We start from the raw sequence: 9,311 nt of genomic DNA, 5'->3' as shown, positions 1-9,311 counted from the left end.
GGTGACCTCGGCGATGGTGCCGGGGCCCGAGGAGTCCCGCAGCTCGACGACGATGCCGTGCCGCGCGGCGAGCCGCGCCACCACGTGCAGCCCCATGAAGCGGACGTCGCCGATGCCCGCCTGCGGCTCCCGCAGCGCGGCGTTGTGCACCGCCCGCCGCTCCGCCGAGATCCCGACGCCCTCGTCGACGACCTGCACGACCGCCCGGTCCCGCAGCCGCCACACGGTGACGCCGACCCGGGTCTCCGGCGGGGAGAACCGGGTCGCGTTGTCCAGGAGCTCGGCCAGGATGTGCGCCACGTCGTGGACCGCCCGCGCGGCGATGGCCACGTCGGACTCGATGACCCCGAGGGTGACCCGCTCGAACCGCTCGATCTGCTGGGCGGCGGCCACCACGACGGTGGAGCAGTCGACGTCGTCGGGCCGCACCCGGGCGTTGCCGTAACCGCCCAGCACCAGCAGGTTGTTGGTGTTGCGCTCCATCCGGACGGCGAGATGGTCGAGGGCGAAGAGGTGCTGCATCCGGGTCGGATCGGCCTCGTCGCGCTGCACGGTGTCGAGTTCGGAGACCATGACGCTGGTCAACTGCGCGCCCCTGCGCGCCACCCCGACCAGGGTCTCGGCGAACTGCGCGTGCGTGTGCGCCTGTTGGGCGGCGAGCCGGACCGCCTCGTGGTGGACGGCGTTGAACGCGTCGCCGACCTCCCCGATCTCGTCCCCGTCGACGGCCGCGACCGGGGCGCCGGTCCGCTCGGCCACCTGCTCCGGGGTGGCCCCGCGCAGCGCGCCGGGCCGGGACAGCTCGCTCATCACCGCGGGCAGGCCGGTGTGGGCGACCTCGTGCGCGGCGTTGCGCAGGTCACGCAGCCGCCGCACGATGACCCGGCCGAGCCGGACGGTGACGACGACCGCGCCCACCAGCGTCAGCACCACCACGAGCGCTTCCAGCACGGCGTTCCTGACCAGCGCGGTCCTGGTGTCGGAGACGGTCGCGAGGACATCGGCGTCGACCCGCTTCTGCACCGAGCGCAGCAGGTCCTGCCGGTCGGCGGACGCCCGCTGCCACTGCTGGGGGGTGACGTCGATGTCCGCGCTGGAGCCGGTGCGGCCGATGGCGTCCTCGTACCGGCGCACCGTCAGCGCCTTCGGACCGGAGAGGGTGCGTTCCAGCCATGTGCGCCACTCGCCGGGCCCGAGGTCGTAGAGGACCCCGAGGGACTCGGTGTAGCCGAGGCGACCGGCGTCGAAGGTCCGCCGGGAGGCGGTGGTGAAGCCGCCGGCCGCCTGCGCCCGCGCCACCGTGACCTGCTGCTGCGCGGTGTACTCGGCGGCCTCGGAGAGCGCGGCGGCGGCCCGGATGCGGTCCGCGACCGAGGCGTCCACACCGTCGGCCTGGGCGATGCCGTCCCGGTAGCCGTTGAGGTCGGCGACGACGATCCGGTAGCGGAAGGCGAGCGCGGAGATGGTGGTGGAGCCGGAACGGACCTGGGAGCGCAGGGACGACAGTTCGCCCAGGGAGCGGGTGATGCGCTCCAGCGCGCGGCGCGCGTTGCCGGGGACCCCGGCGAGGTCGGCGGCCTGTCCGCGGAACGCGGTGACCCGCCCGTCGGTCGCGTCGGCGGCGCTCCGGAAGGCGTCCGCGTCCCCCTGTCCCGAGACCAGCGCGGTCGCCGCGGCCCGTTCGCGCTGCACCCGGTCGGCGAGGTCCGCCGCGACGGCCGCGGCGTCGACCATCGCGGTGAGCCGGTGGGCCTGGAGCGCCTGGTTCGTGGCGGGCGCGAGGGCCAGTCCGGAGAAGGCGACGGCCACGGTGAGCGGCGCGGTGACGAGCAGGGCCAGTCGGCGGTTGATTCTCATGGCGCGGCTCCGTCCCGGGAACCGGGGCTGAACATCGAAGACACAAAGACGCCTTGGGATGGGGGATGTGGGGGGAGGGGCGGCCAGGATCCTATGCGCCGGTCACGGACGGTGAATGTACGAGTCGATGGAGGTGATGTGCGTGGACGGGCACACCGTCTCCGCGAGAAGGGCACACGCGGTGCGGCGCGGCTTCCGGGCGCGGACGGTGGCCGGATACCGCCCTCGGGTTGACCGCAAGTCAATCCGGGGCCTGTGGAGGAAAGGTGATGATCCGGGCCGTCCGCAGCGTTCAACGGCCGGGCCCTCTCTAGGGATTCTCCTAGCCGGGGACCCGTGGACCGGCGGACCCGTGGACCGGCGGACCCGCGGACCCGCGGACCCGCGGACCCGCGGACCGGCGGCTAGGAGAATCCCTGAAGCCGGTGCGCGCGGCGGCTCCCGCCGGACCCGGAACGGACCGCGCCACCCGCACGTTCGCCCGGTGGACACCGCTCCGCCACCTCGGTGCCACCTCCCCGGGCGGTACGGCTGGCTGGATGAGGACACCGAGGCGTGAAGCACCCCCTTCTTCACCCCTGCCCGTTCCCCTCCCGACCGCCGTAGGAGTGTCCATGACCGGCTCGGCCCGCGTCCGGCCCGCCAGAACCTCTGTCCCGTCCCGCCGTCCGGCAGGGCGCGGCACGGTACGCGGAGCGGGGGTGCTGGCCTGCGCGCTCCTCGTCGGCCAGTTCCTCGGCGGCACCCCGGCGGCGGCGCAGCCCGCCGCCGCGTCGGCGCGCGCGGGCGACCTGATCGAGGTCACCCTCGACCAGCTCCGCCCCACCCAGCCGTCCCTCGGCTACGACCAGATCTTCTACAAGCTCGGCCGCTACGGCTCCACCAAGGACGAGGACCGCGGCAAGATCAACAAGCGGTTCGACGACTGGTGCGAGACCAACGGGCAGGGCGCCGCCGCCTCCGTGGACGCGGACGCCCGCCTCACCGACCCGTCCTCCTTCACCTGCACGATCCCGCTCGGGCAGGAGACCGCCGACAGCCTCGCGCAGATGAAGACCGTCGTCGTCGGACCCGGCGGCGCGCTCTACCTCACGGACGGCCACCACTCGCTGACCTCGTTCTGGGAGGCGGCGGACGGCGGCCCCAAGACGCCGATCCGGCTGCGCGTGAGCGCCAACCTCAGCGGGCTCTCCACCGCCGATTTCTGGAAGCGGATGCAGGCCCAGAACTGGGTGTGGCTCAAGGACGAGAACGGCCGCGCCATCACGGTCTCCCAACTCCCCACCCGGCTCGGCCTGTCCCGCTTCCACGACGACCGCTACCGCAGCCTCGTCTACTTCACCCGGGGCATCGGCTACGAACAGGCCGACGGCTCCGCGGAGTTCCTGGAGTTCCTCTGGGGCGGCTGGCTGCGCGACCGGATCGACCTGTCCCGCTACGATCTCACCTCCCTCCCCTCCTACCTGGACGCCGTGCGCGACGCCTCGAAGGCCATGACGGACCTCCCCGCGGACACCGTCGTCGCGGGCGGCCGCACCGCCGCCGAACTGGGCCGCCTCGCCGAGTGGAACGGCGGCAAGAAGGAGACCAAGGGCGAGTTCGGCGACCTCGCGGTGCCGCTCTCCGACAGCAAGCCCGGCAAGCTCGCCTTCTCCCTCGACTACCGCTCCCGCGTCCCGGCCACCCCCGCCTGCCCCCGCACGGTCACCGGACAGCGCGCGGGCGCCCTGCTGGTGACCTCGGGCACCACCTGCCTCGACAACGCGCGGCTCACCGGCGCCGTCCTCGTCACCCCCGGCGCGAGCCTGGTGGTCAACGGCTCGGAGATCACCGGCGCGGTGCAGACCGTCGGCGCCGACACCGTGCACATCTGCGGCAGTTCGGTCACCGGCGCACTCTCCGTCATCGGCACCCGCTCCGCCGCCGTCACCCTCTCGGGACCCGGCTGCACCGCGAACACCTTCAAGGGCCCGGTGCTGGTCAACGGAACCAAGGGCGCCTGACCACCCCCACCGCGGCGTCCGTCCGCACGACCCGCCGTCGGCCGCGCCTCAGCGCGGCCGGTCCGGCTCGCCGTGCAGATGGCGGAAGGCGAGCAGCGTCGCGTCGTCCGTCTGCCGCGGTCCCGTCAGGGCCTGCACCACGGTCTGGGCGAACCGCTCCAGCGCCGCGGGCCCCGCGCCGACCCCGTGCCCGCCCGCCCGTGCCACCTCCTCGACCAGCCGCGCGGTGTCCGCGTCCGGGTCATGGGCGCGCCGCTCGACCAGCCCGTCCGAGTACAGCAGGACGACGTCCCCCTTGAGCAGCACCGTCTCCGTCGCCCGGTACTCCTGGTCGGGCACCACCCCGAGCGGCGGCCCGCCCGCGCCCGGCGCCTCCCACAGGACGCGCGCCCGACCGTCGCGCAGCAGCACCGGACGCGGATGGCCCGCGCAGGTCCACCGCAGCAGACACCGCTCCGGGTGGTAGCGGCCGATGACGGCGGTGGCCGTCGACTCCCGGCCGTCGTCGCACGCGACGTTGTTCAGCCACGCCGTGAGCTGCTCCACCTTCCGGCCGGTGAAGCTCAGCCCGGCCAGCGCGTACCGGAGCTTCGCCATCAGGGTGACGGCCTGGAGCCCGTGGCCGCGCGCGTCGCCGAGCGCGATCAGGACCCGGTCGCCCGGCAGCACCCGCACCTTGAACCAGTCGCCCCCGACCCCGGAGCCCGAGTCCGGCCGGTACACGGCCGCCGCCTCCAGCCCGTAGGGGCTCAACTCGCCCTCGAAGTGCGGCAGTACGGCGTCCCGGAGCGCCCCCGAGATGTCCGCGAGCGCGTGCACCTGGGCCCGCTGCGCCTGGGCGTCCAGCTCGGCGGCGGCGGCCCGCTCCCGCGCCCTGCGGTCACCGGTGACGTCCATCATCACCGCGCGCACGCTCCACACCGGGCCGCCGGGCAGCCACACGGGCTCGGCGACGCAGCTCAGCACCCGCCCGTCGTCCGCGAGGACCAGGTCGCAGGCGGCGCGCCGACGCCGCAGGAAGACGTCGTACAGGGCCCGGTGGAGCGCGTCGGGTCCGCCCGCCGTGGTCATCGCGGCGAGCTGCGGCAGCGTCGGGACGGGGGCGTCGGCGGGGAGGCCGAGGACGTGTCTGAGCCCCTCCGAGCCCTGCGCCGTGTCGTCGCCGAGGTTCCACTCCGCCCAGCAGACCCGGGCCAACTGCTGGGCGGCGCGCGCCAGCAGGGTGTGGTGGCCGCGCTCCCAGGAGAGCAGCAGATGCTCCCCGCAGCGCGTGACGGTCACCTCGTTGTGGATGCGCACCGCCTGCCCGTCCGGCAGCGGCAGGTACCACTCGACCGGTTCCGGCCCCTGCGGGCGCCCGCTGTCGAAGGCGTCGCGCAGCATCCGGGGCACCGGGGTGTCGGCCATGCTCGGGAACCGGTCGAACAGCGGCACCGGGCGCAGGGCCGACGGGGGCCGCGCCTCCCGCGGGATGACGGCGTCGGCGTACCGCACGGCCGCCTCGTTCTCGGTGACGTAGTGGTAGTCGGCGATCCGGCCGCCGCCGTCGCGCACGACCCTGATCAGCAGCGCGGCCAGCGGCAGCGCGTCCAGGAGGTCCCGGGTGCCGATCGCGGCCACCTCGGCGGTCACGTCGGCCGGGCCGCTGCCGCCGCCGTTCGGGTGGGGGCGCGGGGTCCGCGACGTCCGCCGGTCGGCGCGGGCGGTGTACCGGCCGATCCTGCGGCGTTGCGACGCGAGCAGCTCCTCCAGGGCGCGGACGTCGTGCCGCGGGCGGGCGTCCTGTTCCGGCTTCTCGCGGGCCGCCATACCTCCACCATCCTCCGGGCTGACGCCCCTCGCACATTCGGTCTCGGCCAGCACCATCAGACACGGAGCGAGCAGGACGCCCGGCACGACACGCCCGCTCCGGGGAAAACGGGCGCTTTTACGGCGGAGGGGCGGAAGTCGTTTTCCGTACCGTCGGCGCGAAACAATTGCAGTCCTGATTCCGCCAGAATCGGCAAAGGCGCCGATCGACGTGAAGTCGATGTCGCGTCATGTGACAGGGTCACCATGGGTCGCGGTCTTTCACACCCGTAACGTCCCTGCCCAGCGCCCTGCCGACGCGGTGGGGGAATTGGAGACCGGGTGGCTTGAATTGCCGCTCGCCCCGGCGGGACGTGGAATTACCGCAGGGCCCTCTTGCACAGGTGGTGGCGCCCGATGAAGATGAGCAACCGTGGCCGGGGCGCCCGTACCGGAAAAGACACGGGACGCCTGGCCCGGTTTTGTGGTGCGCCCGTCCGAGAACCGTCGTATTCCGGCGCGTGCCCCCGGGCGGGGTTCACGGTGCCGTCTTCCGTTCCGTCGCACAGGATGGATGCAGAGTGGAGTCAGGGCAACGCACACTCGTTGAGCTGTTCGAAGAGACCGCCGCTCGGTTCCCGGACCGGGTGGCGGTGACGGCCGACGACGGCGACCTCACCTACCGGGAGCTGGACCTCCGGTCGGCGGCGGTCGCCGGGCGGCTGCGGGAGGCGGGGGCGGGCCCCGGCTCGCTGGTGGGCCTGCTGGTCCCGCGCACCGGCGCGCTCGCGGTCGGGCTGCTGGGCATCGTCAGGTCGGGCGCCGGCTACGTCCCGGTGGACCCGGAGTATCCCGAGGAGCGGATCGCCTGGACCCTGGAGGACACCGACGTCACCGCGCTCGTCACCACCACCGCCCTGGCAAAACGATTCACCGGCTCGGTACCCGACCTCGTCGTCCTGTCGGAGGACGAGCGCGCGGACGGGAAAGCGACCCCGGCCCCGCCCGGGGAGACGGCCGCCACCCGCCGCACGCCCCCGGCCCCCGACGACCTCGCCTACGTCATCCACACCTCCGGGTCCACCGGGCTGCCCAAGGGCGTCCAGGTCGAGCACCGCCAGGTGGTGCGGCTGTTCGACGTCACCCGGGACCTCTTCGGCTTCGACGAGCACGACGTCTGGACCCTCTTCCACTCCGTCGCGTTCGACTTCTCCGTCTGGGAGTTCTGGGGCCCGCTGCTGACCGGCGGGCGGCTCGTCGTGGTGCCGCGCGCGGTCGCCCGGGTGCCCGCCGACCTCCTCCGGCTGCTGCGCGCGGAACGGGTGACGGTCCTCAACCAGACGCCGTCCGCGTTCGCCCGGCTGGCCGCCGCGGGCGTACCGCCCCTGGCGGACCTGCGCTGGGTGGTGTTCGGCGGCGAGCGGCTCGAACCCGGCTCGCTGCGCGGGTGGTTCGACCGGCACGGCGACACCCGCCCGCGCCTGGTCACCATGTACGGCATCACCGAGGCGACCGTGCACGCCTCCTTCCGGCCGCTCACCGCCGCCGACTGCGCCCGGCCCGGCAGCCCGATCGGCAGGCCCCTGGCCGACCTCGCCTTCCAGGTGCTCGACGAGGACGGCGGCGCCGTCGCCGACGGCACCCCGGGCGAGCTGTACCTGTCGGGCGCCGGGCTGGCCCGGGGGTACCTGAACCGCCCCGCGCTCGAAAAGGAACGTTTCCTCGAACTGCCGGGCCCGGACGGGACGGTACGGCGCTGCTACCGCACCGGGGACCGCGTGGTCGCCCTGCCCGACGGCGGCTACGGCTACCTCGGCCGCACCGACGACCAGCTGAAGATCCGCGGCCACCGGGTCGAGCCCGGCGAGATCGAGGCGGTGCTCCTCGCGGACCCCGCCGTCTCCGCGGCCGTCGCCGTCGCCCGCGACCACGGCGAGGACGACGTCCGCATCCTCGCCTACGTCGCCTCCGACGCCCCCGCGGCCGACCTCGCGCCCCGGCTCGGCGAGCGCGCGGCCGCCGTCCTGCCCGCGCACATGCGGCCCTCCGGCTACGTCGTCCTGCCCGAACTGCCCCTCACCCGCAACGGCAAGACCGACCGCCGCGGGCTGCCCGACCCGGCGGCGGCGCTCGCCCCGGTCGCCGTCACCGCACCGGAGGCCGGAGTCACCCCCACCGAGGCGCGGATCGCCGGGATCTGGCGCGAGGTCCTCGACCTGCCCGACGTCGGCAGGGACACCGACTTCTTCGACCTCGGCGGCACCTCCCTCTCACTGCTGCGCATGTTCGCCGAGACCAACGACGCGTTCGGCACCGACCTCGACATCACGGTCCTGATCGACGGCGCCACCGTCGCCACCCTGGCCCGCCACATCGACACCGCGCTGGCCACCCCCTGAACCCCGGCGGCCCGCCCCACCCCGCCCCAGCCACCCCGGAGGGACGCATGACCCAGCCCGACTTCTCGCTCAGCCCCGAGGACCTCGCCGCCTTCCACCGCGACGGCTACGCGGGCCCCTTCACGCTGTACCGACCCGAGGAGATCAAGAAGGGCTGGGGCCGCACCCGGCTGGAACTCCTGGACCGGAGCGCCGCCGTCTACAGCGAGGACGCGGCCGTCTCCGCCGCCACCAACATCTCCAACTACGACCGCCACCTCGACCACCCGTTCCTCGCCGACCACATCACCCGCCCGGAGATCGTGCACCGCGTCGCTTCCGTGCTCGGCCCCGACGTCCTCTGCTGGCGCACCGAGTTCTTCCCCAAGCACCCCGGCGACGAGGGCACCGACTGGCACCAGGCCGACACCTTCGCCAACGCCTCGGGGAGCCCGCAGATCCAGTGGCCAGGCGGCTCCGACTTCGGCGGCACCATCACCGTCTGGTGCGCCTTCACCGAGGCCAGCGCCGAGATGGGCTGCCTCCAGTTCATCCCCGGCACCCACCGCACCATGTACTACGACGAGACCAAGCGCATGCACTACGCGCCGGAGCGCAACAACGACGTCGACAAGGACGGCGTCCGGCGCGGCTTCTTCGGCTACGACTACCGCGAGCTCCAGATCGACCCCGACTGGAAACCCGACGAGTCCAGGGCCGTCTCCATGGAGATGCGGGCCGGTCAGTTCATCATGTTCTGGTCCACCCTCATGCACGCCTCGCACCCGCACGAGGGCCGCACCCGCGACATGCGCATGGGCTTCGCCTCCCGCTACGTCCCCACCTCGGTCGCCGTCTACCCCGGCACCGACGCCATCGAGGAGTACGGCGGCCGGGTCAGCCTCGACCGGTACGGCACCGTCCTGGTCAGCGGCGCCGACACCCACGGCCAGAACAGGACCGCCGAACGCACCACCCGCGACCACCCGTTCGTCACCCAGACCCCGGTCGGCAGGTGAGGCCGCGGGGAACGGCCGCCCACGACGGCTCACCGGCCGCCCTCGCCCGCGCCCTGCTGGACACGGCCTCCCTCACCCGCGCCCTCCCGGACCGGGTACGGGTGGCCCCCGCCGAGGAGATCCCAGCCGAACTCCTTCCCGCGACGCAGGAGTTGCTCGACCGCATCGCGGACGCCCTCGACCTGCCCGGCGTCACGGTGACCCCCGCGCCCGAGCGGCCCACCGCGCTGGAGATCGCCGTCGGCAGACGGCTGGCGCTGCGCCCG

General features: G+C 73.9%; 5 protein-coding genes and 1 pseudogene. 4 read left to right on the top strand and 2 right to left on the bottom strand.

Annotation, left to right across the window (positions count from 1 at the left end; all coding sequences use genetic code 11):
• On the bottom strand, window positions 1–1,857 hold a 1,857-nt coding region (locus GA0115242_RS09455; RefSeq protein ID WP_093826557.1), incomplete at its 3' end, for a sensor histidine kinase.
• A 614-nt stretch (window positions 1,858–2,471) separates the two neighbouring features.
• On the opposite strand from GA0115242_RS09455, the gene GA0115242_RS09450 reads away from it, so the two are divergent.
• Window positions 2,472–3,860, top strand: a complete 1,389-nt coding sequence (locus GA0115242_RS09450) for a ParB/Srx family N-terminal domain-containing protein (protein WP_093826556.1) — start codon at window positions 2,472–2,474, stop codon at window positions 3,858–3,860.
• A 48-nt stretch (window positions 3,861–3,908) separates the two neighbouring features.
• Here the strand turns inward: GA0115242_RS09450 and GA0115242_RS09445 are convergent, their stop codons facing one another.
• On the bottom strand, window positions 3,909–5,669 hold the full coding sequence (locus tag GA0115242_RS09445) for a PP2C family protein-serine/threonine phosphatase (RefSeq protein WP_093826554.1): 1,761 nt from the start codon (window positions 5,667–5,669) through the stop codon (window positions 3,909–3,911).
• 560 nt (window positions 5,670–6,229) lie between these two features.
• Here GA0115242_RS09445 and GA0115242_RS09440 point away from each other — a divergent pair.
• From GA0115242_RS09440 to GA0115242_RS09430, 3 genes and pseudogenes are all read left to right on the top strand, one after another.
• Complete coding sequence (locus tag GA0115242_RS09440; RefSeq protein ID WP_256089395.1) at window positions 6,230–8,047, top strand: non-ribosomal peptide synthetase; 1,818 nt, start codon at window positions 6,230–6,232, stop codon at window positions 8,045–8,047.
• A 47-nt stretch (window positions 8,048–8,094) separates the two neighbouring features.
• Window positions 8,095–9,045: a chlorinating enzyme gene (locus GA0115242_RS09435; RefSeq protein ID WP_093826552.1), complete on the top strand. Its 951-nt coding sequence runs from the start codon at window positions 8,095–8,097 to the stop codon at window positions 9,043–9,045.
• Window positions 9,042–9,311 (top strand): annotated as a pseudogene (locus GA0115242_RS09430) (hypothetical protein); the annotation flags it as partial. The gene GA0115242_RS09435 and the pseudogene GA0115242_RS09430, both read left to right, overlap by 4 nt.

It is taken from the genome of Streptomyces sp. SolWspMP-5a-2 (genome assembly GCF_900091845.1).
Classification (GTDB): domain Bacteria; phylum Actinomycetota; class Actinomycetes; order Streptomycetales; family Streptomycetaceae; genus Streptomyces; species Streptomyces doudnae.
The sequence above is the reverse complement of the archived record's forward strand: the minus strand, read 5'-3'. Positions and strand labels throughout refer to the sequence as shown.

Bases quoted from the DNA above. Each gene is read 5' to 3' on its own strand.
- GA0115242_RS09435 (WP_093826552.1), top strand. From the start codon at position 8,095: ATGACCCAGCCCGACTTCTCGCTCAGCCCCGAGGACCTCGCCGCCTTC.
- GA0115242_RS09445 (WP_093826554.1), bottom strand. From the start codon at position 5,669: ATGGCGGCCCGCGAGAAGCCGGAACAGGACGCCCGCCCGCGGCACGAC.
- GA0115242_RS09450 (WP_093826556.1), top strand. From the start codon at position 2,472: ATGACCGGCTCGGCCCGCGTCCGGCCCGCCAGAACCTCTGTCCCGTCC.